Source organism: Nocardioides sp. (genome assembly GCF_047602075.1).
Taxonomy (GTDB): Bacteria; Actinomycetota; Actinomycetes; order Propionibacteriales; family Nocardioidaceae; genus Nocardioides.
Genome location: NZ_JASGIF010000002.1, coordinates 1,057,424 through 1,079,068, shown reverse-complemented (window position 1 = coordinate 1,079,068; position 21,645 = coordinate 1,057,424). Strand labels below are relative to the sequence as shown.

The following is a 21,645-nucleotide window of genomic DNA, read 5'->3' as shown; positions in this document are numbered from 1 at the left end:
TCAGACTGCGACAGCGGCCAGCATCTCGACCAGGTCGTCGCGGCCGGGGCCGGCGGCGTACGGCGGTCGCCAGCCCGAGTCGTAGGCCGCGCGGGCCAGCGGCTCCGCGGGCTCCAGACAGGCGGGGAGCGCGGTCATCATGTAGAACGGGGCCGCGATCTCGTCGATGCGGGTGGTGAGTAGCGCATCGATGTGGCCCACCCGCAACTCGAGCCCAGGAGTGCGGAGGGCGGCCGCACGAAGAGCGCGCTCGAAGGTCGACCGCAGGGACCGGTGCCCGATCGGGACCGTCGTGCCGTCCGGCAGGGTGATCTCGACCGGCTCGGCGCCGGTCTCCAGCCAGGCCTCGAGCCCGGCGGGCCACCGCTTCGCGAGCACGTCGCCGACCTGGGGTCGGAAGCCGTGGGCGTGCTCGAACTGCATCACTCCGCGCCGGACCCAGCTGCCGTCGGCGGCGGGTCCCGGGTCGCGATCGACGCTGACGACCGGGTGGCCGCGTTGGGCGAGGGCGGCACCGGTCAGCAGTCCGGCTGGTCCTGATCCGATCACGACGATGTCCATCGCACTCACCCACTGGTTCGATACACTTAAAGTGTGTTCGTTACATTGATAGTAGCTCAAAATTGGAGGGTGTCAATTGCCTTCTCGTCCCTATCACTCCGAGCTGCGCGCCGAGCAAGCCCGCGCGACCCGACGGTCCCTGGTGGAGGCCGCCCACGAGCTGTTCGTCGAGCGGGGGTATGCCGGGACCACGATCGACGCCGTCGCCGAGCGCGCCCGGGTCAGCCGCAAGACCGTGTTCACGTCGGTCGGAGGCAAGGCGGAACTGCTCAAGGTGGCCTGGGACTGGGCGCTGGTCGGTGACGACGAACCAGTCCCGATGGTCGAGCGGCCCGAGGTGGCCGCCATGCTCGCCGAGACGGATCCGGCTCGCCTGGTCCACGCGTGGACCCGCTTCGTGGTCCCGATCACCCGACGACTCGCGCCCCTGCATCCGGTGATGGTGTCCGCGGCCAGGTCCGACCCCGAGATCGCGGCGCTCAACGAGATCTCCGAACAGAACCTGCTCGGCGGCGCCACCTCGTTCGTCGGCAGTCTGGCGAGGCTCGGTGGCTTGCGCGAGGGCTGGACCGTGGAGCGCGCGGCACAGGTGACCACCACGCTGATGGACCCGATGGCCTTCGACCGCCTCGTCCTCCGGTCTGGATGGACCGACGAGGAGTTCGCCGATTGGGTCGAGGACGTGGTGCTTGCCACGTTCTTCGCCGGACCCGCCACTGACGTCGTACTCTCGTCAGGGTGAACGACATGATCCGGGCCCGGATCGACGAGCTGCAGGGGCACCTCGACGATGTCCTGGCCGAGGTGAAGCCCCGGCTGCGCGGGTGGCTACACGCTGCCACGGCTCCGTTGACCTTGGCCGCTGGAATCGTGCTCGTGGCGCTGTCACCGACGGCGCCGACGCGGGTCGGCTCAGCGGTCTACGCCCTGTCGGCTCTGCTGCTGTTCACCGTCTCGGCGGTCTACCACCGGGGCCGCTGGTCTCCTCGGGCCCATGAGTTCTTGAAGCGCTTCGACCACGCCAACATCTTCGTGTTGATCGCGGGCTCCTACACCCCCTTCTCCTTGCTGCTGCTGGAGGGGCGCGACCGCGTGGTGATGCTGAGCGTGGTGTGGATCGGCGCCGCGCTCGGCGGGCTGTTCCGGATCTTCTGGGTGTCGGCGCCGCGCTGGCTGACCACGGCCATCTACCTCGCCCTCGGCTGGGCTGCGGTCTTCTACACGCCGGCGTTCGTCTCTGGCGCGCGCAATCTCGGGGTGGGGATCGGCACCGCCGTGCTGGTGCTTCTCGCCGTCGGCGGCGCCCTCTACACCTTGGGTGGGATCGTCTACGGCTTCCGGCGGCCCAATCCCTGGCCGCGGTGGTTCGGCTTCCACGAGGTCTTCCACACCCTCACCATCGTGGCCTTCGTGACCCACTACGTCGGCGTCTCGCTCGCGACGTACTCCCTGCGCTGACGCGCGGGGCGAGCTGGGCGGACGTCGTAGCGAGCGGTCGCTTGAGCGACCAGGGCGTATGACGTCCCACGGGGTGTGCCGAGAACGTCATCCTCTCCGGTCGCTACCGCGACCAGGTCCTACGACGTCCCACCCGGCTCGAGGGCGGCCGGGTCGGTGACGGGGGCAGCGCAGACCTGGTGGCGGCAGACATAGGCGGCAGGGCGACCGTCGACGGCATGCCGGCCGTCGAGAAGCGGGATGCCCGACACCGGGCCGTCGGCGACCGCGACGACCGCCCCGGGGCGGCGCCTGGCAACCTCAGCCAGGGCATCTCGATCGGCTTCCGGCGGTCCGACGACGGCGATCTCCTCGGGCCCGAGGGCCTGGACGGCGGCCGCGGCCAAGCTCCAGCCAGCGAACCGCGGCGCCTGCTCGGCGAGGCCGGTGATGGACGCCAGCGCCTCCTCGGCGGCCTCGCGATGCCGGGTCGAGCCGGTCAGAGCGGCATAGGTCGTCAACGCATGGACGGTCGCCGACAACCCAGCCGGGGAGGCGTTGTCGCCGGGGTCGCGCGGTCGCGTGACCAGCTGCTCGGCGTCGTCCGCGGTGTCGTAGAAGCCGCCGTCCTCGGCGCGGAAGTGAGCCAATGCCGTGTCGAGGAGCGTGCCGGCGAGCTCCAGCCAGGCGGGGTCCGCGGTAGCACCGCAGAGGGCCAGAAAGCCCGCGGCGACACAGCCGTAGTCCTCGAGCACGCCGGCATGCGGCCCGGCCACTCCGTCCCGGGAGACCCGCAGCAGCCGGTCGCCGCGGAGATGGATCTCGCGCAAGAGCTCGGCTGTCGCGGCGGCAGCGTCGACGTACTCCTGCTCGCCGAGCAACAGTCCCGCCTCGACCAGACCGGAGATGGCCAGCCCGTTCCATGCCGCGACGACCTTGTCGTCCCGTGCCGGCCGCACTCGGTCGGCGCGGGCCTCGAACAACCGCGCTCGTATGGCGTCCAGCCGGGCCGCGTCGTGGGCATCGACCGGGTCGGCGGGCAGCTGCAGGGTGGACGCACCGTGCTCGAACGTCCCCCGCGGCGTCACCTGGAGGACGTCGGCCGCCCAGGCGCCATCCTCCTCGCCGAGCACGTCGCGCAGCTGTCCGGGCGTCCACACATAGAAGCGGCCCTCCTCCCCCTCGGAGTCCGCGTCGAGGGCAGAGGCGAAGCCGGCCTGCGGCGTGCGCAGCTCACGGAGCAGGAAGTCGGCCGACTCGCGGGCGATCCGGTCACCGAGTGGGCCACCCCAGCGCGCATAGAGACCGACCAGCTGCGCGTTGTCGTAGAGCATCTTCTCGAAGTGCGGAACCACCCAGGCTTCGTCCACCGAGTAGCGAGCGAAGCCACCGCCGAGCTGGTCGTAGATCCCGCCGCGGGCCATCGCCTCCAGGGTGCCGTCGACCATCTGTCGGGCCACTTCGCCGCCGCGGAGCCGGAGGAACTCCAACACCATCGAGGGCGGGAACTTCGGCGCACCCCCGAAGCCACCGTGTGCGGCGTCGTACTGCGGTGCGAGCCGGTCGACCGCCCGGTTCAACGCCGCGTCATCGAGCGGCTGCTCGCCGCCCAGCGCCCCTTGCCGCTGCAGATGCGCCCGCACGCTGGCCGCTGCCCGGCTGACCTCGTCCCCGCGCTCCCGCCAGGCCTCCACGATCGCGGCCAGGACCTGCCGGAAGGCCGGCTGTCCGTGCCGCGGTTTGTCAGGGAAGTAGGTGCCCGCGAAGAACGGACTGCCGTCATGGTCGAGCACGCACGTCATCGGCCACCCGCCCTGGCCGGTCATCGTCTGCGTCGCCAGCATGTAGACCGTATCGATGTCGGGCCGCTCCTCCCGGTCGACCTTGATCGAGACGAAGTGCTCGTCGAGGTACGCCGCCGTCCCCGGGTCCTCGAACGACTCGTGGGCCATCACATGACACCAGTGACATGCAGCGTAGCCGACCGACAGCAGGATTGGTGTATCACGACGCTTCGCTTCCTCGAAGGCGTCGGGTCCCCACTCCCACCAATCCACTGGATTCTCGGCGTGTTGGAGCAGATACGGGCTTGTCGCGTTGGCGAGACGGTTGGCCATTCTCTGACTCCTGACGAGTGGCACGTGTATCATTTTGAGCCAAGTGATACACGAGAGTGATACACGAAGCAGATTTCGGAGAGTCGGGCGCGACTCCCACTCATCCAGCCTAGGAGGGACGCCGATGGCCACTCGCAAGAAGCCCACCCTGCTGGCCCAAGGCAAGCCCCGCACGCTCGGCGGCAGTGCGCGCCCGTGGCGGGTGCGGCTCTATGCGCCGGAGGACGGCGGCACGAAGTACCAGGTGATGTTCCGCGCCCCAGCTGGCGAGGGCGAGCCGTGGAAGCGCGTCCTGCGTCGGGCGAACTCCGAGGAGGAGGCGCGCAAGATCTTCGCCCAGGCAGAGGCAGCCCTCGACACCGAGAGGGAGACACCGGCCGGCGCCGACGTTCGTGCGAGTCGAACGATCGAGATGCTCGGCCGGGAGTACCTCTCGGAGAGCACACGGCGAGGCAAGCAGCCCCGCACGATGGAGCAGCGCGAGTCGCGCCTCAACGCCCACATCCTGCCCACCATCGGCGGCGTGCCCGTCGCGAAATGGCGGGTCGAGCACAGTCGACTCGTCATGGAGAAGGGAGCGAAGACGATCTTCTCCCAGCGCGGCCGCGAGGACCTACGTGGTCAGCTCGCCGCGATGCGCAAGCTCGCCTGGAGGCTCGACTGGCTCGACCAATCGATCGACCCGCTCGACGGCTTGGAGATCGGCCGGGCCAACGTCCTGCACGGAGCCACGGCGCAGTACGTCGACCCCCGTCTGCGGCCGGAGACGCGACAGGTGAAGGCGATGGCCGACGCCGCCGACAAGCTCTGTGGCCCGGGCGGAACCGACCCGCTGCTGACCCGGCTCCCCCTGTTCGGCACGAAAATCCGTGTCGCCGGCTTCGGCGGCCTGCGCCTCGGCGAGCAGAACGCGCTGCGCGCGATCGACGTCTTCTTCGAACACGGCTACGTCCACGTCAACGGCGCCTGGATCACACCGCGCGGCGCTGCCGGATTCCGTGGCCCGGTGAAGAACCACACCCTCCACGAGGTGCCGCTGCCCAAGTCGCTCCTGGTCGGCGAACTCCTCCCCCGCGTCAAGGAGCTGCTAGACCTACCCGGGAAGGCGTCTCTCCAGCAAGTCGTCAACGCCCAAGAGGAGGAGCGCCAGCGGCGTGCATCACTGGCCGCGAAGGAGAAGGACCGGAACCTCGCATGGTGGAACTACCCGGTTGCACCCGAGGACGAGTTCTGGCTCTTCGTCGACACCGAGACCGGCCTCCCCGTGAAGCCCGAGGCCCACAACGAACGCTGGCACCGCATCCGCGCCTGGGTCGAGGACAACGACCCAGACAACGCCTGGCCCAAGACGATCGTCTACCGCAACCTGCGCCACCACGCCGCGACCAAATGGTTCCACGACGAGCTCGGCGAGCCCTGGGAGGTCGTCGCCCAGTACCTCGGCGACAAGCTCACGACCGTGCTCAACCACTACGTCCGAGCTGGCGAGGATGCCCTACGGGACTCGGTCAGCAAGCTGGCCGAGTTGTAGTGCCGTCCAATCCAAGTGAGAATCCAAGCTTCTGTAACCACAGTCCCGCTCAATCACCCTTGGGCCGTCTCGCCTTCGGCGGTGTCGCCGGAACCGCCGTCGATCGAGTCTGTCTCCTGCTGCACCTCTTCGATGCCGAAGCGGAGCACGCGGGGATCTTCGCCCGGCCAAACAACAAAGTACTCGCCAGTCTCGATGCGCACCTGTGGCTCATCTTCGCCCTGAACGTCCTCGAACACACCCAAGGCGATGGAGGTGCCGTCGACGGGAGAGAGGCCTTCCTTGCCCTCAGGCATCCTGCAGGACATCAGGGAAGTGCGCCGGTCAAAGAGAATCGCCTCGGCGTCGAGCACGCCTGTCTCAATGTGGGTAACACGATCAAGAGCTTCCCTAAACTCGATCGAGTACCAAACCTCAAGTTCGTCAAGTCCGCCGTACGGTGTTACGAGGACGTAGTGTCCTGCGTTGTCTCCTAGGCCCTCAATCTCACGGAGGATCGTCGACGCTGTCGGTTCAAGCACATCGTCTCGCAGCGACCGGAGCTCTTTGACGATCTTGTGCTCCTCGCCCTCTGCGAATCCCTGGGCGATGATTCGACCAAGTTCTTTCGGATCGGCATAGGTCTGGTTGAACACCTTGTCGACGACGTAGTGCCGTGGAACTCGGAAGTTCATCCCAAGGATGGGGCGAGACGCGTCAGCAGCCACCGGAACGTCTTCAACAACCTGAATCTCGGCAGCAAGCTGCGGTCGCTCACGCAACGTCTCACGGAGACCAACTCGCAGTTCCTCGACGCGTTCTGCGGACACAGGTTCCCGTGCCAGACGCCCGTCCTCCGCGGCGTCCCACTTGGCGATCTCCTCGGAGAACCTCTGTTTGAGGCTCGTTTCCCTCGCGGTCAAGTCGGTGCCGCCACCTTCGAGAAGGCGCAAGAACCGCTTGTACTCTGACGCGGTCTCTTGGTCGTCAGCCGGAGGCAATGGACCGCGTGACGCGGCGAGCGCCGCCAACTGGGCACGATCGATGTAGCCGGAGAAGCTGAAGAGTCTGCGCGCGGCTCGATGTCGTTGTCCGCATCTCCCACCAGTCCCATCGGCTGAATGGTGCAGCTCCTCGCTCTGCCAAGCTGCGCGCCGCAAGGATTTCGGCCCACGTGCCTCGCGGTGTTACCACCGCGCGCAGATCCGAGTCATCAGGATCGCGCTCGTCCTTCTTGTCGGCGAGGTAGTCCAACCATCCGGCGAGAACCAGTTGGCCGCCTCGGACGTGAGAACGGCCCGACCCTTCCCGGTCGAACTCAAACAGGCCGTTCAACTCCTGCGCAGCCAGCTTGGCCGCGTCAGGCTTCTTGGCGTCCAGGGCCAACTTGACCAGTTCGACCATCGCCCAGGTTCCTCGAGCCTGAAAGTCCTCACGCTCGACTGAGGCAGAATAGGAGTAGGCGGCCAGGTTCTGGACACACGTTGTGATCCGTGATGGCACGGAGTCGAACTCAGGGCCGCCGTGCCGAAGAACGTCAAACCACAGCCGGGTGAAGCTCCTGAGGCATTCGTCGACGTACTCGGCCAAGCCGGTTCTGGGGGCTTCCAACGCACGTGTCATCGCTGCGCTGACGAACATGCCAGCAATACGGGGTGACAGCAGCGCATCCTGTTCGACCTCGCCGATGCTGCGGAACAACCAGTCCCGGCGAGTGAACGATGCCCGCCGAGAGGAGTCCAGACTCGCAGGCTCGGCCATCCAAACGCCGCGGACGACGTGACCGAGGAAGCTCCAAGGCTCGTTCGGCGGTGGCGAGGGCCCCCGATCGCAGATTGGTGCCGATTGCGTCCTTCAGGTTGGCGATCTCGCGATCAGTTTCCTCGTCGGGTGTCACCGATCCAGTTGGCTCGAGTTCAATGCTGGATTGGAGAAGCCGCACAACTCGGACAGTCGTCGCTTCATCGAGCGGTTTGGACGTGACAACGCGGAAAGCCGTCTCACCCAGCCGCGTTCGGTCGCCCGGCTCTACGTCAATCGAGACCCGAGGCGGCTCATACACCTCGGCGGGATCGCTGCTTGTCGGGCTTCCCTCGGTCGCACGTAAGCCGAGTGAGTCAATGGCCTGCTGGACGATCTTGGCCCGTATCGTCTTGATGACGCGGCCCGCCTCGGAGACGGGCACTCGTACGGTCGCTGACGATGCCTTTGGAAGCCCCGCTGACCAATCGGCGACCACGAGACCTTCCAGTTGCCTCCTCGCGTCTGCGTACCGGCGCGACACCGCGCTAAGCCGAGTAGACAGAGTGTCGACCAGCGACACGCGCACGACCTCGTCAAGACGCGACGGGTGTCCGAACAGTTGCATCAACTTGGTCGTCGACACGACGAGCATGAAGACGGTAGGCGTGAACCAGAGGATGGCTACACCGAGTGTCCCGAAGCCACTTGGGAGCCAGATCGTTTCGATAGCTATCACTGCGTTGGCGACGAGGCCCACGCCCACGAACCAGCCTGCCTTGATGTACTCCAACACTCGGTCCCGTGAGGCACCGATGGCGAGCGGCGCTTCAGCAAACAGTTGGGCGGCAATGGCGAGCCCCGCGAATCCCACCGACAGGAAGGTCGTTTGCACCTGCCAGAGGATTCCGTCGCCTCCGGCGGTGGCGGGCAGGTGTTGGCGGACCCAGCCAGGGTCGCCCTCGTAGTGCGCCACGGCGAGCAGCGCCACGCTGATGATGAGCGTGCACACCAGGAACAGGACATCGCGCCACTTCATGCGGCCGGACTCTCTGATCGGACCTTTGGCTGGAGCTGCATCGTCACACCAGCCCGAAGTAGCGATCGAAGAACGTGAGCAGCTTCTCGATGACCGTCTGCTTCTTGGCGGCGTGGCCGGCACCCGGTGAGAACCGGGAGACGGGCGGGAGGATGCGCGTGATGGCCGTTCCTCCAGTTGGGACCGCACCGTCGCGGAAGGCGCTCTCGACGAACGCGCGGGTCTCCTCGGGCTTGAGGTTCTCCTCGGAGATGATCGCCTCCAACTCCTCGGCTCGCCTCGCCTCTACGAAGATGCGCCAGTCCTCACGGGTATCGCCGGTGACGTTGACGGAGTCGACGAAGGCCATGATGAGGTCGCTCTTGTTGCGCAACGACGGGCTGGAGTCGATGGCGCGGGTGATGTTGGTGACGGCTTCCATCTCGACGCCGGAGCCGTTGCCTCGCGCTTCGCGCCACTGCTCGATGAGCAAGAGGATGTAGTCGACGTTGACCTCGACCTGCTTGACCAACTCGATCTCGAAGACGACATCGTCGTTGATCGACTCCTTCTCGGCATCGTCGACCTGCCGGAACTCCGCGTAGAGGTTGAGGTAGATCGAGCGGTAGTCCTGGAACTCTCGCTCGGTGAGCAGCTCGTTGCCGGTGAAGTCGTCGAAGGCCGTGAGGATGTTGCGCAGGCGCAGCACCCCGCCGAACAGCGCGATGAACTCCTTCTTCGCCGACTCCCCCACGATATCCACGCCGAGCGGGTAGAGCGACTTGAGTTCGGTGACGATGCGCTCGTACTCGGCGTAGTACTCCGCGTACGGCTTGAGCAGGACGATGCCGCGGGCGTCCTTGTTGCCGAACAGAGCGAGCGCGTCGTTGGTCGCGTCCTCTAGATCCCGGAAGGACACGATGTTGCCGTAGGTCTTCACCGAGTTCAGAATCCGGTTGGTGCGTGAGTACGCCTGGATCAGCCCGTGGGCGCGGAGGTTCTTGTCGACCCACAAGGTGTTGAGCGTTGTCGCGTCGAAGCCGGTGAGGAACATGTTGACCACGATCGCCATGTCGAGCTCGCGGTTCTTCAGCCGTCCCGACAGGTCCTTGTAGTAGGACTGAAAGCCGTCGGCGCTGGTGTCCCATGATGTGCCGAACATGTCGTTGAAGTCTTGGATCGCGTCTTCCAGGAAGTCGCGCGAGCTCTCGTCCAGCGCTCCGGTGTCGAAGCCCTCCTCGTCGAGCAGACCGTCAGCCTCGGCCTCGTTGGCGGCGTAGGAGTAGATGATGCCGATCTTCAACCGCTGGTACGCCGGGTCGAGCTCCTCGCGCTTGCGCTGCTCCATCTCGAACAGCGTGTAGTAGCGCTTGGCTGCGTCGATGGATGCAGCCGCGAACATCGAGTTGAACCCGCTGACCCGCTTGTCCTTCAACACGTACGTCGAGTTGCGCTTGGTCTTCTGGTCGAAGTGGTCGAGGGCGTAGGTGACGACATTGCCCATCCGCTCGGGCGAGAGCAGTGCCTTCTCCGTGTCGATCGCCGCTACCTGCGCGGTCGGCAGATGATCGGGCAGCTTGACGGTGTTGACGTAGTCGATCCGGAACGGCAGCACGTTCTTGTCGTTGATCGCATCCACGATCGTGTAGGTGTGCAGCCGCTCACCGAAGGCCTGCTCGGTGGTTCGCAAACGTGGGCTGCCAGCGGTACCGGCGTTCTCGGCGAAGATCGGAGTGCCCGTGAAGCCGAACAAGTGATAGCGCTTGAACGCCTTCTCCACCGCCTCGTGCATGTCTCCGAACTGGCTGCGGTGGCACTCATCGAAGATGACCACGACGTGGCCGTTGAAGATCTCATGTCCGCGGCTATGGCCGATGAATCGAGCAAGCTTCTGGATCGTGGTGACGATGATTCGTGACCCCGGGTCTTCAAGCCTCCTCGCCAGATGGGCAGTGTTGTTGGTCCCGTCGACCGCGCCCTTTTCGAAGCGGTCGTACTCCCGCTGGGTTTGGTAGTCGAGGTCCTTGCGGTCGACCACGAACAGCACCTTGTCGACGCCCTCCATCTTCGAGGCGAGCTGCGCCGCCTTGAAGGAAGTGAGCGTCTTGCCCGAGCCCGTCGTGTGCCAGACGTAGCCGCCAGCCGCCGCAGTGCCGAGCTGCTTGGCGTTGGTTGAGGTCAGGATGCGCAACAGGATTCGCTCGGCGGCGACGATCTGGTAGGGCCGCATCACCAGCAGTTTCTGGTCGACGTCGAAGACGCAGTACTTCGTCAAGATGTTGAGCAGCGTGTGCTTGGCGAAGAAGGTCTTGGTAAACCCGACCAGATCGGTGATCGCACGGTTGTTGGCATCCGCCCACCAGCTCGTGAACTCGAAGCTGTTGGATGTCTTTCGTCGACCACGCTTGCCTCCGGCCTGCTCGGCAAGGTGGGAGTCGCGAGTGGTGTTGGAGTAGTACTTCGTCAGCGTGCCGTTGGAGATCACGAACAACTGGACGTACTCGAACAGCCCGGATCCGGCCCAGAACGAGTCGCGCTGGTAGCGGTTGATCTGGTTGAACGCCTCGCGGATGTCGACCCCGCGCCGCTTGAGCTCGATGTGGACCATCGGCAGGCCGTTGACGAGCACCGTGACGTCGTATCGGTTCGCACGGACGCCCGGCACCTCGTACTGGTTGATGACCTGGAGTCGGTTGTTGTGGATGTTGGTCTTGTCGAGCAGGTAGATGTTCTTGCTCGTGCCGTCGTCGCGCTTAAGGACCTGGACGTGGTCGGTCTGGATACGAGCGGTCTTCTCGACAATCCCCTCGTTCGCACCGGAGATCTTGTCGAACATCTGCTTCCACTCGGCTTCGGAGAACTCGACCCGGTTGAGAGCCTCCAGTTGGGCGCGGAGGTTCGCGATCAGGTCGGCCTCGCCTCTGATCGGCAGGTACTCATACGCCTGGCCCTGGAGTTGCGCAACGAAGGCCGCCTCCATTTCGGCCTCCGACTGGTAGCCCGTCGCCGGAGTCTCCTCAGGCACGAACTCGGCGACAACCGTGCTCTCGTCAGAGACCGAGATCGGCTCGTAGCGGTACGTCGGGTCGGGCGCACTCATGACTCGACCACCACCCACCATCCGGCCTTAGCCGATCCAACGCGGCGCACCCGGCCCTCGGCCTTGAGATCTGCGAGGTGCCGTTCGACGGTGCGTGAGGTCTTGCCGAGACGATCTGCGATCGCGGCGGCGCTCAGGGTCGGCTCACCGCGCAGGAGAAGGAGGATCGAGTCGGTTACTCCGACATTTGCCCCGACATTTACTCCGACATTGGCGACGTCAGCCTTCGCGCGCGCCTCGTAGGAGGCGAGCGACTCCGTGATGACGCCGAGCATGTAGTCGATGAAGACAGCCGCATCGATCTCCGGCTCCCGGGACGCCTGGAGGGCCTGGTAGTAACCCTCCTGCTCCTGACGGATCAGCGTCTCGGTCGGCATCCAGGCGAACACCGGACGCCACCGGCTCAGGATCAGCGTCTGCCACAGCCGGCCGATCCGGCCGTTCCCGTCACGGAACGGGTGAATGTGCTCGATCAGGAAGTGGGCTGCGCTGGAGACGATCAGTGGGTGATCAGCGGAAGCACTACCCCACTCCATAAGCTCGGTGACCAACCGCGGCACCTTCGCCACCCGTGAGCCGGTGTGCAGCACCGTCCCGTCTGGATGGACGATCTCCACATCTACCGTGCGGAATACGCCCGCCTCCGGTTGCAGCCCGACGGTCAGCAGACCGTGGGCGCGCAGGAAGTCGTCGACGCTCCACGGGTCGAGATCCCCGAGCGCGTCGTAGGCGGCGAGCGCGTTCTCGACCTCCTTCACCTCGCGAGGCGGCGCGAACACCGGCTCCCCGTTCGCGACGTCCTCGACCTGAGCCAGCGTCAACTCATTGCCCTCGATCGCGGTCGAGGAGTGCACCGAGTTGATCCGGTTCGTGCGACGCAGCTCCGGCACGCGACCCGACAGCTCCTCGACCGCACTGATTCGGCCGAGCAGTTCGACGATCTGCTCGATCCGCCCCGGCCAGTCCGGCCTGCGGCTGTAGAAGTCGGGGATCACGCCGCCGCCTTCTCAGGGAAGGTGAGCAGCCGGTCGCGGTAGAACTCGTACTGCCGCCTTCGCGCAGCGATCTCCGCCGGGAGGCCAGCCGAGAGGTCGTTCACGAGGGCGTCGAACTTGTCGAGGATCGCGACGATGCGGTCCTGCTCACCTCGGTCCGGGACCGGAATCGCAATCTTGGAGAAGCCCTCCAGGAGCAAGGTGTTGACCTTGGTCCGGGCCACGTACTTCACCTTCTGGCGTGTGAACCAATCGGTCTGCATCACGTAGGAGACATACGACGGGTTGAGGTCATGCCGGAAGGCATAGCTGTGGTCGTGAATCGCAACCGGCTCGACGCCCAGCCAGGCGACTGCCTTGGCTACGTCCTCAACTGTCTCGCCGACATCGACAAGCACTACATCCCCCGGTTCGGCGTAGCGGAGCCCAGCACCGATCTCAGGACGGAGGTAGGAGATGACCTCGTCAGCTGCCGTTCCGTAGTGCGTATAGATCTCGCCGTAGTGGATGCACGGAACGCCTTCATCTGCGTAGTCGGCCTTTGTGAATCGCCTTCCGCGAATGAACTGGCCAAGCTCACCCATCGGAACCCACCGGACCGATTGGGGGGGGGGCTTCGGCGAATGTCAGGAGCGAGTCGCGATAAAACGCATACTGGCGAGAGCGCAACTCAAGCTCGGCCTCAAACTCGGCCTCAAGCTCGGCTTGCAGCATCTCCATTTTACCGAGCATTTCGGCGATCGCCTGCTGAACCGCCGGCGGGGGCACAGGAATCTTGAATTCCAGCAGCGCGGGGCCACCGATGGCAGCCATCGAGCCATCCGTTCGGCCAGCTGACGACAGAATCGCCCCCGCCCTGGCCCGGCAGACTTGGGCCACGTAGTCGAGAAGTATGTCCTCGCGCGGCACAAGGGCACGCATGTCCTGATTCAGCGTCGTAGCGAACGGCACCAACGCCACCGGGAGACGGCGACGAAGGATGTTGGATCGGACAACGAAGGCCACCGAGCCGGCCGGCACCAACTTGACCGCAGACGATTCGAGAGCCGCCGCAGCAATGCGGTCCTCCGTCCCGGAGAGCGTGCCGCGGATCATGTCCTTCGGCGAAAGCCACGGGATGATGCCGTCCTGCCAATAGTCAGCGCGACCCTTCGAGGGCGTTCCTCCGCCATACCAGGTCCCGATGTTGCGAAGTGCCTCAAACGGAACCCCGTCGGGGCAGTGCTCCGCGATGAGGTCGTCGATGCGACTCACGACTCCCCCTCCAGGTCAGCGACGATGGCGTCGATCTCGGTGCGGAGCGCTGACTGACGCTCGACAACGCGGGCGATCTCAGCATTGAGCGCCTTGATGTCGGTTGCCTCGCGGGTGTCCTCCGCTTCGACGTACGAGCTGACCGCGATGTTGTAGCCGTTGTCGGCGACGGTCGCGTGGTCGACCAGGGTGGCGAAGTGAGCGATGTCCTCGCGGTTGGTGAAGGCATCGAGGATCGTCTGCTGGTGCGCAACGGTGAGCTTGTTCTTGTTGCCCTGCCGCGTGAAGAGCGCCGAGCCGTCGATGAAGAGGACGTGGTTGTCGGTCTTGGACTTCTTGAGCACGATGATGCAGGTCGCGATCGTCGTGCCGAAGAACAGGTCCTGCGGGAGTTGGATGACGGTGTCGACGAAGTTGTTGTCGACCAAGTACTTGCGGATCTTGGCCTCGGCTCCGCCTCGGTAGAGCACACCGGGGAACTCGACGATCGCGGCTGTCCCGTTGACCGCGAGCCAGCTCAGGATGTGCATCGTGAAGGCAAGGTCCGCCTTCGACTTCGGCGCCAGCACGCCCGCCGGGGCGTAGCGCGGGTCGTTGATGAGCAGCGGGTTCGCGTCGCCCTCCCACCTGATGGAGTAGGGCGGGTTGGACACGATCGCCTCGAACGGCTCGTCGTCCCAGTGGGCCGGGTCTATGAGGGTGTCGCCGTGGGCGATGTCGAACTTCTCGTAGTTGATGTCGTGCAGGAACATGTTGATTCGACACAGGTTGAAGGTGGTCAGGTTGATCTCTTGGCCGAAGTAGCCCTGACGCACGTTCTCGTGGCCGAGCACCTTGTCGAACTTCAAGAGCAGTGAGCCTGACCCGCAGGCGGGGTCGTAGACCTTGTTGACCTCGGTCTTGCCGACGACCGTGATCCGAGCGAGCAGCTCGGAGACCTCCTGCGGCGTGTAGTACTCGCCGCCGGACTTGCCGGCGCTGGAGGCGTACATGCCCATCAGGAACTCGTAGGCGTCCCCGAACGCGTCGATCGTGTTGTTCGCGTAACCAAGCGGCAGGTCCCCGATCGCGTCGAGCAGCTTGACCAGCTTTTCGTTGCGCTTGGCCACCGTCGGCCCGAGTTTGCTGCTGTTGACGTCGAGGTCGTCAAACAATCCCTTGATGTCGTCCTCAGAGTCCGAGCCGACCGCGCTGCCCTCGATGTTCTTGAACACTCGCGCCAGCGTCTCGTTGAGGTCAGCGTCGTGGCGCGCCTTCTCGCGGACGTTGGCGAAGAGGTCTTGGGGAAGGACGTAGAAGCCCTTCTCCTTGACGGTCTCCTCGCGCCCGAACTCCGCGTCGGCGCCTGCGAGGTAGCGGTAGTCGAAGTCGGGATTGCCGGCCTTGCGCTCGGCCTCGTTGAGGTAGGCGGTCAGGTTCTCGGAGATGAAGCGGTAGAACAGCATTCCAAGCACGTAGGACTTGAAGTCCCAGCCGTCGACGCTGCCGCGCAGGTCGTTGGCGATCCGCCAGATCGTCTTGTGGAGCTCCGCGCGCTGCGCTTCCTTGGAGGCGCTCACGCGTCGAACTCCAATTGCTCGTCCGCAGGCATGGAGTTCTGGAACTCGGTGCGGACGTCCCGCAACCTTCGGCCGTCCGCCACCGCCCAGAAGTACCAGCCGTTGGTGGCTCTCTTCCGCAACGAGTGTCCAGCGGCCGACGGGGACGTGAAGCGCTTCCCGCCCAACTCGATGGCGCCATCAGCGGTCAAGACTGCTTCAGTGCCCTTGAAGTCACGGTGAGTCGCAACGAGCTTGTCCCCAGCGGCAAGCAGTCCTGCCTCGATGAGGTGCTTGAGCTCGACCCAGTCGCCGGCCTTGGTCTGCGGGTCGACGACCTTGCCGTGGTGGCCCTCGGGGACCGGCCATACGCTGAGCAGCCTGTCGATCAGTTCCGTCGTCCGCTCATCGATGAGGGGCTCAGCCCATGTCTCGCCTTCGGTCCGCTTGATGACGCGGCCGGTGAGGGTGATCGTGTTGTGGTCCTGCAATGCGCCACGCTTCGACGTCCACGGTCCGTTCGACACCTTGGAGTTCAGCGACTTGGTCAGGAGCGTCAGGTTGCCGAGTCGGTGAACCCTTGCTTGTCGAGCCTCCGCTTCCTCAGGGGTGCCGACTGGCCAGGTGTCCTTCCAGCTCCGTGGCAGGAGGTGCTCGATGGGGTAGCCCTTCCGCTCGATCTGAGGCTGTCCGGTCTCGGCGCGGTAGCTGTCCTCGATCGCCTCCAGGACCATGCGCAAGCGACCGCGGGGGAACCGGGAGTAGGCAGCCTCGGTGGTCAGCGTCCTGCGGAGCTCTTCGTCACCCGGCCAGTAGGTGCTGGTCACGTTGAGACGTGCGAGATGTCCGGTGATCCGCTCAGCCAGATCGGTTGACGGCGCGCTTAAGTTGGCCGCGATCACGTCGGCCACGATGCGGCCTAGATCGCTACCCGACAGGCGGAGGAGCTGACGCCGCACAACCCAGCTCTCGGCAGCTCGGATGATCTTGTCGATCGAGTCGGGCGCAAGATCCCGGCCCGGTTCGTGGAGCCAGATCAGTAACGGCTTCAGAACTTCGACGCCTCCGGCCTGCATGCGGTAGACCGCCATCTCGGCGGCGTTGAGACTCCCACCGGGCCTGGCAGCCGCCTCGGTCCACGCTTCGTACTGCTCGGCCTGGCTTTTGATGACGGGCAGCAGGTCGGCCATCTTGTGACCGGACTCCAGTTCGACGTACGACTTGAACCGATTGAAGGTCGCCTGCGGGCTGACCTCTTCGCCCGTACAAGCGACGAGCCACTGGTTGAGGAACAGCGAGCTGCGACTGACGAAGTTACGTCCGACACTGACTTCCTTCATCCAGAACTTCGTCTCGAAGGGCCAGTCCTCACGGTAGGCCTTGGTCGTGTCGCCACCTTCTGCCTCAAGGCGTTGGAACACGAAGTTGCGCACCAGGTCGGCCGCCGTCAGCGGCGTGCCGCGGGCGTTGAGGGTCTCGAAGATCTCCTGGGAGTTCTCCGATGCCTCCAGCTCGATCGAGACCAGTTGAAGTCCGTCGAGCAGGACATCGGTGAGCTCCTTCGCCTTGCTGACGTAGTCGCCTGACTCCGGTGAACCAAGCCATTGCTCGACCACCGTGGAAAAGTAGGCGTGCGCGGCAACGATCTGCGAGTCCGCATGGGTGAGGTCGGCATGGTCGACAGGCGGTTCGGCCGACATCACCTCATCGAAGGCCGGCTTGTCCTTATTGAGATGACGGACCTTGAGCCGACTGTCGCCTTCCTCGACGTAGATCTCGTCGTTGTGCGTGAGGCGCTCGAGCTGACCGGCCAGCCGTGTTTGACCGGACTCGGCCAACAATGCGCACGTTGCGTCGGCAAGGATCTGCAACGTGGTCAGACGCTGTTGGCCGTCGATGACGTTCCACGTCGTCAGGCGTTTGCTCTGAGCCTCGTGGGACTGGATGACAACCGCACCCAGGAAGTGCGTGGCCGCCAGATGAGGCTCCGCGATTCGCAGCTCGGCGATCCGGCGGATGTCCTTCCACAACGGCTCCCACTGCTCGTCCTCCTTCCAGACGTACGGGCGCTGGAACAGCGGGATGACGAAGTGCTGCGGCAGGTTGAACAACTGCAGCGGCGTCCGCTTGAAGGTCTCCACGTGGCCCATCCTGCCGTGTACCTCCGACAAAAGTCGGAGAAACCCCCGCGACTACGAGCTGAGCGCGTCGCTGGCTGCTGCAAGCAGGAGTTCGAGACTCGGGCCGTCGACGCCGTGCTCGACAAGATCGGCCACCGCGATCCTCTGGAGGACCCGCCGTCGTCGACATCCGTCAACGGTCACTGACGGCTCCCGAATCCGCCCTTCCGATCGGCCTTCTCAACCCCCTCAAGGCCCGGCACGCATGCTACGAAAGTAGGTAACCCCATGCGCGTGAAAGTGGGTCTGAACTGCGGGTTCGTGGTTGTCGACGGTTGTGGACGGAGGTGATTTCGATGCACGGTGGCATGAAGGTCTACCGGGGCGCAGCAGCGGCGGCTCGGCACTACGTCGAGGCTGACCGTTCGCGGGCTGACGACTACTACCTTGCCGAGGGCACCGGGGTCGCCATGCGGATCGTCGCCACTCCCGACTCTCTTGGCCAGCGCGCCGACATGGACGGCGAGACGTACGAGAGGTGGGTGGGTGGATTCGACGTCGAGGCCGGTGCTACCAAGGGCCGGTTGCGTAAGGACGACCAGGCAGTGCGCTTCGTCGAGATCACTGTGAACGGGCCGAAGACATGGTCGCTCGCGGCGGCGTTGCACCCCGAGATCGCCGAGGCGTACGACGCCGCGCAGATGGCGGCGGCCGAGGAGGTCGCCAGTTGGCTCGCCTCCCACGCCACCACCCGCGTCGGGCCGCGTGGGCGGCAGGTGCAGGTGCCTGTCGAGCAGATCGAGGCGGCCGTCGTACGCCACTTCACCTCCCGGGCCGGTGACCCGCATCGGCATCTGCACCTCCAGATCAACGCCCGGGTGTTCGCGCAAGGCGCATGGCGGGGTCTGCACACCGTCGGGGTCCGCGACAGCCTGGAGGCGATCAACGGCATCGGCCAGGCGGCCGTGATGACCCACCCGGCGTTCCGGGCCGCGCTGGCTGCACACGGGCTCACGCTGGATGCCGAGACCGGGGAGGTCGCTGAGCTGGCACCGTATGCCGGGGCGTTCAGCGCCCGTGCTCGGCAGATCGAGACGAACATCGACACCTACGAAGCCCAGTGGCGTGCCGACCACCCAGGTGAGGAGCCCGGGCCGGCGTTGCAACAGGCATGGGACCGTCGCGCGTGGGCCGACGCCCGCCCCGACAAGGTGGTGCCGACCAGCGGTGCCGCGTTGCAAGCGCGGTGGGTCGAGGAGTTGCACGAGCTCGGATACCGCGCGCCCCTGGTTGCGCCCGTGGTGCCCGCGTTGCGCCCGGGGTCGCTGGACCGCAACGGGCTGGTCGAGCTCGCAATGGTCCGGCTCGGTGCGCGACGCTCGGCCTGGAACGCCGCCGACGCCCGTGGTGAGGTCGAGCGGCTGCTGGCATCCACGGGCGCAGCCGTCGACGGCGCCGTGCGCCGTGAGCTGGCCGAGGATCTGACTGCGATGGTGGTTGCGGCGTCGCGGCCGTTGCTGGGTCGCTCCGATGTGCCCGAGCACGTCCGCAACCTGACGGCGACCGACGTGCTCGCCGTCGAGCACGAGATCGTCGACCGCATCACCGCCCGTGCCGAGGCCAAGACCCTCACCGTCATCGAAGGAGCTGCGGGCGCGGGCAAGACGACCCGGCTGGCCGCAACCCGGAAGGCGGTCGAAGCCCGAGGCCACCTGATGCTCGTCGTCACACCGACGCGCAAAGCCGCACAGGTCGCGACCGCCGAGGTCGGCAGGGCGCACTCGGTCGCATGGTTGCTGTTCCAGCACGGGTTCCGCTGGGACGCCGACGGACGCTGGACCCGCGTCGAGGCGCAGCCCTCGCGCGGTGCATTGCTCTCCCCCGGCGACCTCATGGTGGTCGACGAGGCCGGCATGCTCGACCAGGACACCGCCCGCGCGCTCCTGCACCTGGCCGACGAGATGCGCGCCACCGTGATGCTCGTCGGCGACCGACACCAACTTCCCGCCGTCGGACGCGGCGGCGTGCTCGACCTCGCCGTCCGTTACGCACCCGACCGGGTGACGCAGCTCGACACCGTGCGCCGCTTCACCGACCCCGCCTACGCCGAGCTGTCGTTGCAGATGCGCCGTGGCGAGAAGCCGGGCGAGGTCTTCGACGAGTTGCTGCGTCGTGGCGAGATCATGATCCACGCCAGCGACGTCGAACGGCAGCAGAAGCTCGCGGTGCGCACCATGCGTGGCGACCTCGTCGTCGCCGACACCCGCGAGCAGGTCGCCAGGATCAACGGCCTCACGCATCAGGTGCGCACAAGCATCGGCGAGGTCACCGACGCCGTCGTGACCGCCTCGGGCGAACGCATCGGTGTCGGCGACCGCATCGCCACCCGACGCAACGACCACGACACCGATGTCGCCAACCGCGAGACCTGGACCGTCATCGCAGCCGAGGGCGGCACGCTCACCGTCCAGGGCGAGGCGGGCAAGCGGGTGCTGCCACCGGAGTACTTGCGTGCTCACGTCGAACTGGCTTACGCGACCACCGCCTACGGTGCACAGGGCTCCACCGTGCCGGTCTCCCACGTCGTCGTCGGCGAGCACACCGGCGCGGCGTCGGCGTACGTCGGCATGACCCGCGGCCGCGAGCGGAACGTCGCCCACATGGTCGCTGAGTCGGTCGAGGATGCCCGCAGCCAGTGGGTTGCCGTGTTCGGCCGCGACCGCGCGGACCTCGGTCCGACCCACGCACGCGGAGCAGCAGCCGAGGCGATCGAGCGCTACGGCCCCAACGCACCCAAGCGGCCCGCCCAGCGGCGAGTGGCGCGGCGCAACGACGACGACTTCACCTACCGCCCGCCAGCCTCGTCGCCGTCGTCCGGCCCCAGCCTCGGTCTCTAACCTTCGGCAGGCGGAGGGCGCGGGTCGAAGCGCGACCGTCGCGGTGGAGGGGGTTTCGGCAGGCGAAGCCGCTTCGTCTGACGGTTCCAGACCTGCGAGGTCTGGCCCGGCACGATCTGTTCCATCGCGTACCGCTCGGCGTCGATGTCGAACGGCTCCCGCGCGATGAACACGGCCAGCTTCCATGCCTCGCGGATCGGCTCGGGCAGGTTGAGCTCGTCCCAGACGTCGATAAGCAGAGCGCCGTCGATCCAGCGGATCATCTCGTCAGGGTGATGCCGCTGGATGAGAATCTCGTAGGCGCGCTTGCGGTCCTCGCGGTTGAGCAGATGGAACGTGCGTCTCTGGCCGTCGCGCAGCGAGTCCCTGATGGTCAGCCGTGCGAAGCACGCCGGTGTCTCCACGCCCCACAGGATGCTCGGCGACCAGAACGGCACCACGTCCGGGTGGAGGTGCTGGACCCAGTCGATGTGCACCCGCAGGTTGATGTCGTGCCCGGTGGCTTCGAGGAGCCGCTGAGCGACCTTGAGCGACGGTGACTTCAGACCACGCTCGTACGCCGACAGCGTCGCCTGCGACGTACCCGCCTTCTCCGCCAGCTCGACCTGGGTCATGCCGCGCGACCGGCGAGCCCATTCGATCAAGTAGGAGCGGTCCATCCGCCCACGATAAACCCGCTGTATATCCGATTGAACGTATTGACCTCGAAAAGTGGGACCCCGAGAACACCTACCTGTTGCAGCGAACCACCGGGGTTCGCGCCAACTTGGAGGAACCATGCACAGGCACACCACCGACACCCCGTTCCACGAGCGCCACGACGAGGAGCTGCTGACCCTGGAGGAGGTCGCCGAGATCCTGAAGGCGTCCGAGCACACGCTGCGCTGGTGGCGCCAGCAGGGCAAGGGGCCGGAGTTCTTCACGATGGGCAAGCGGCTCTACACCACCGTCGGCGACGTCCGCGGCTTCATCCGCAAGCAGCGCCTCGCCGCCAAGCCGATCATCGGCCGGCCGAAGGGGGTGTGAGCGATGGACGACCCGCGTCACGTCTTCCTGAGCGCGGGCGAGGTGATCGCCCGCTACGGCTGGGGCAAGACGCGCGGCTACCAGCACCTCAAGGACCGCACTCTGATCCAGCCGCCCTTGATGACCCACCCCGACCGGTGGCGCCTCGACCAACTGCTCGACTGGGAGGAGAAGCGCATCGCCCTGGCCGAGGCCGCACTCGCAGCCCTCGTCGTGCCGGAACGGGAGGAGGTCGGGATCACCGACCTCCTCCCCCAGCCCAAGCGACGACGGCGGGCGGGGTGAGGCCCCCTTGAGCAAGTGCCGCTTGCACAATCCCGCGCCAAGATGAC

The 21,645-nt window shown here is 65.9% G+C and carries 18 protein-coding genes; 6 read left to right on the top strand and 12 right to left on the bottom strand.

Features of this window, described 5'->3' with window-relative positions; translation table 11 throughout:
* The gene (locus tag QM714_RS17900; RefSeq protein ID WP_415102691.1) at window positions 1–561 is read right to left on the bottom strand and encodes an FAD-dependent oxidoreductase; all 561 of its coding nucleotides are present in this window, start codon (window positions 559–561) and stop codon (window positions 1–3) included.
* Window positions 562–637: 76 nt separating this feature from the next.
* On the opposite strand from QM714_RS17900, the gene QM714_RS17895 reads away from it, so the two are divergent.
* On the top strand, window positions 638–1,303 hold the full coding sequence (locus tag QM714_RS17895) for a TetR/AcrR family transcriptional regulator (RefSeq protein ID WP_415102690.1): 666 nt from the start codon (window positions 638–640) through the stop codon (window positions 1,301–1,303).
* A 5-nt stretch (window positions 1,304–1,308) separates the two neighbouring features.
* Window positions 1,309–2,019, top strand: a complete 711-nt coding sequence (gene trhA / locus QM714_RS17890; protein WP_415103057.1) for a PAQR family membrane homeostasis protein TrhA — start codon at window positions 1,309–1,311, stop codon at window positions 2,017–2,019.
* A 119-nt stretch (window positions 2,020–2,138) separates the two neighbouring features.
* Here the strand turns inward: trhA and QM714_RS17885 are convergent, their stop codons facing one another.
* Window positions 2,139–4,115, bottom strand: coding sequence for a thioredoxin domain-containing protein (locus QM714_RS17885; protein ID WP_415102689.1), 1,977 nt, complete (start codon window positions 4,113–4,115; stop codon window positions 2,139–2,141).
* 124 nt (window positions 4,116–4,239) lie between these two features.
* Here QM714_RS17885 and QM714_RS17880 point away from each other — a divergent pair, with 124 nt between their 5' ends.
* Window positions 4,240–5,646 (top strand): hypothetical protein, encoded by a 1,407-nt coding sequence (locus QM714_RS17880; protein ID WP_415102688.1) that lies wholly within the window; start codon window positions 4,240–4,242, stop codon window positions 5,644–5,646.
* Between the two features lie 53 nt (window positions 5,647–5,699).
* Here the strand turns inward: QM714_RS17880 and QM714_RS17875 are convergent, their stop codons facing one another.
* The 9 genes from QM714_RS17875 to QM714_RS17835 form a co-directional block, all read right to left on the bottom strand.
* Entirely contained in the window at window positions 5,700–6,578 is an 879-nt protein-coding gene (locus QM714_RS17875) for a hypothetical protein (protein WP_415102687.1), read from the bottom strand.
* A 34-nt stretch (window positions 6,579–6,612) separates the two neighbouring features.
* Window positions 6,613–7,029, bottom strand: coding sequence for a hypothetical protein (locus tag QM714_RS17870; protein WP_415102686.1), 417 nt, complete (start codon window positions 7,027–7,029; stop codon window positions 6,613–6,615).
* A 133-nt stretch (window positions 7,030–7,162) separates the two neighbouring features.
* On the bottom strand, window positions 7,163–8,404 hold the full coding sequence (locus QM714_RS17865) for a hypothetical protein (protein WP_415102685.1): 1,242 nt from the start codon (window positions 8,402–8,404) through the stop codon (window positions 7,163–7,165).
* 43 nt (window positions 8,405–8,447) lie between these two features.
* The gene (locus tag QM714_RS17860; RefSeq protein ID WP_415102684.1) at window positions 8,448–11,483 is read right to left on the bottom strand and encodes a type I restriction endonuclease subunit R; all 3,036 of its coding nucleotides are present in this window, start codon (window positions 11,481–11,483) and stop codon (window positions 8,448–8,450) included.
* Window positions 11,480–12,478 (bottom strand): Fic family protein, encoded by a 999-nt coding sequence (locus QM714_RS17855; protein WP_415102683.1) that lies wholly within the window; start codon window positions 12,476–12,478, stop codon window positions 11,480–11,482. The genes QM714_RS17860 and QM714_RS17855 overlap by 4 nt, the downstream gene beginning before the upstream one ends.
* Window positions 12,475–13,062: a restriction endonuclease subunit S gene (locus QM714_RS17850; protein ID WP_415102682.1), complete on the bottom strand. Its 588-nt coding sequence runs from the start codon at window positions 13,060–13,062 to the stop codon at window positions 12,475–12,477. The genes QM714_RS17855 and QM714_RS17850 overlap by 4 nt, the downstream gene beginning before the upstream one ends.
* A complete protein-coding gene (locus QM714_RS17845; protein ID WP_415102681.1) occupies window positions 13,055–13,732 on the bottom strand; it encodes a restriction endonuclease subunit S in 678 nt (225 codons plus the stop codon). The genes QM714_RS17850 and QM714_RS17845 overlap by 8 nt, the downstream gene beginning before the upstream one ends.
* Window positions 13,729–15,291, bottom strand: a complete 1,563-nt coding sequence (locus tag QM714_RS17840) for a type I restriction-modification system subunit M (RefSeq protein WP_415102680.1) — start codon at window positions 15,289–15,291, stop codon at window positions 13,729–13,731. The genes QM714_RS17845 and QM714_RS17840 overlap by 4 nt, the downstream gene beginning before the upstream one ends.
* Entirely contained in the window at window positions 15,288–17,420 is a 2,133-nt protein-coding gene (locus tag QM714_RS17835; RefSeq protein WP_415102679.1) for a DUF262 domain-containing protein, read from the bottom strand. Before QM714_RS17835 ends, QM714_RS17840 begins: the two co-directional genes overlap by 4 nt.
* A gap of 326 nt (window positions 17,421–17,746) precedes the next feature.
* On the opposite strand from QM714_RS17835, the gene mobF reads away from it, so the two are divergent.
* Window positions 17,747–20,287 carry a MobF family relaxase gene (gene mobF, locus QM714_RS17830; RefSeq protein WP_415102678.1) on the top strand — a complete coding sequence of 847 codons (2,541 nt, stop codon included), beginning with the start codon at window positions 17,747–17,749 and terminating at the stop codon, window positions 20,285–20,287.
* Here the strand turns inward: mobF and QM714_RS17825 are convergent.
* A complete protein-coding gene (locus QM714_RS17825; RefSeq protein WP_415102677.1) occupies window positions 20,284–20,946 on the bottom strand; it encodes a helix-turn-helix domain-containing protein in 663 nt (220 codons plus the stop codon). The two genes, mobF and QM714_RS17825, sit on opposite strands and share 4 nt — an antisense overlap.
* Before the next feature lie 118 nt (window positions 20,947–21,064).
* Between QM714_RS17825 and QM714_RS17820 the strand changes: the two genes are divergently transcribed.
* On the top strand, window positions 21,065–21,313 hold the full coding sequence (locus QM714_RS17820; RefSeq protein WP_415102676.1) for a helix-turn-helix domain-containing protein: 249 nt from the start codon (window positions 21,065–21,067) through the stop codon (window positions 21,311–21,313).
* Between the two features lie 3 nt (window positions 21,314–21,316).
* Window positions 21,317–21,598: a hypothetical protein gene (locus QM714_RS17815; protein WP_415102675.1), complete on the top strand. Its 282-nt coding sequence runs from the start codon at window positions 21,317–21,319 to the stop codon at window positions 21,596–21,598.
* Window positions 21,599–21,645: the final 47 nt, after the last annotated feature.

Excerpts from the sequence above, each read along its gene's own strand:
- QM714_RS17900 (WP_415102691.1), bottom strand. The coding sequence starts at position 561 with ATGGACATCGTCGTGATCGGATCAGGACCAGCCGGACTGCTGACCGGT.
- trhA (WP_415103057.1), top strand. The coding sequence starts at position 1,309 with ATGATCCGGGCCCGGATCGACGAGCTGCAGGGGCACCTCGACGATGTC.
- QM714_RS17885 (WP_415102689.1), bottom strand. The coding sequence starts at position 4,115 with ATGGCCAACCGTCTCGCCAACGCGACAAGCCCGTATCTGCTCCAACAC.
- QM714_RS17880 (WP_415102688.1), top strand. The coding sequence starts at position 4,240 with ATGGCCACTCGCAAGAAGCCCACCCTGCTGGCCCAAGGCAAGCCCCGC.
- QM714_RS17870 (WP_415102686.1), bottom strand. The coding sequence starts at position 7,029 with ATGGTCGAACTGGTCAAGTTGGCCCTGGACGCCAAGAAGCCTGACGCG.
- QM714_RS17865 (WP_415102685.1), bottom strand. The coding sequence starts at position 8,404 with ATGAAGTGGCGCGATGTCCTGTTCCTGGTGTGCACGCTCATCATCAGC.
- QM714_RS17860 (WP_415102684.1), bottom strand. The coding sequence starts at position 11,483 with ATGAGTGCGCCCGACCCGACGTACCGCTACGAGCCGATCTCGGTCTCT.
- QM714_RS17850 (WP_415102682.1), bottom strand. The coding sequence starts at position 13,062 with ATGGGTGAGCTTGGCCAGTTCATTCGCGGAAGGCGATTCACAAAGGCC.
- QM714_RS17835 (WP_415102679.1), bottom strand. The coding sequence starts at position 17,420 with ATGGGCCACGTGGAGACCTTCAAGCGGACGCCGCTGCAGTTGTTCAAC.
- mobF (WP_415102678.1), top strand. The coding sequence starts at position 17,747 with ATGCACGGTGGCATGAAGGTCTACCGGGGCGCAGCAGCGGCGGCTCGG.
- QM714_RS17825 (WP_415102677.1), bottom strand. The coding sequence starts at position 20,946 with ATGGACCGCTCCTACTTGATCGAATGGGCTCGCCGGTCGCGCGGCATG.
- QM714_RS17820 (WP_415102676.1), top strand. The coding sequence starts at position 21,065 with ATGCACAGGCACACCACCGACACCCCGTTCCACGAGCGCCACGACGAG.
- QM714_RS17815 (WP_415102675.1), top strand. The coding sequence starts at position 21,317 with ATGGACGACCCGCGTCACGTCTTCCTGAGCGCGGGCGAGGTGATCGCC.